1 pseudogene is annotated in these 350 nt (G+C 69.7%); it reads right to left on the bottom strand.

Features of this window, described 5'->3' with window-relative positions:
- Positions 1-289, bottom strand: a pseudogene (locus OQ02_RS39530) (glycoside hydrolase domain-containing protein); the annotation flags it as partial.
- Positions 290-350 lie beyond the last annotated feature (61 nt).

Genomic DNA, 350 nt, shown 5'->3' with positions numbered 1-350 from the left:
GGTTGTAGAGGTAGCGCCCGACGATCGAGTAGCCGGCGGCCTTCAGGGCCTGGGCGCGGGCCGGGGTGATCTTGGTGACGCCGTCGCAGGCGCCGCCCTGCCGGCTCTGGTCGCCGTACGAGACGAGCAGGGACGACCAGGTGGGGAAGTCGGCCTGCCCGTTGGCGGCGAGCTTCATGAAGGACTGGAAGGTGCTGACGCTGCTCGCCAGCGCGGAGGTGTACGTGGCGGAGAACGACACCGGGCGCTTGTTGAGCACCATGGCGGCGGTGAAGAGCTGGACCCACACGCCGGAGGCACCGGTGGAGAGGGTGTGGCTCTTCAGACCGGCCTGGGTGCCTGGCCCGAAG

The sequence above is a fragment of the Saccharothrix sp. NRRL B-16314 genome (genome assembly GCF_000716595.1).
GTDB lineage: Bacteria > Actinomycetota > Actinomycetes > Mycobacteriales > Pseudonocardiaceae > Actinosynnema.
The sequence above is the reverse complement of the archived record's forward strand: the minus strand, read 5'-3'. Positions and strand labels throughout refer to the sequence as shown.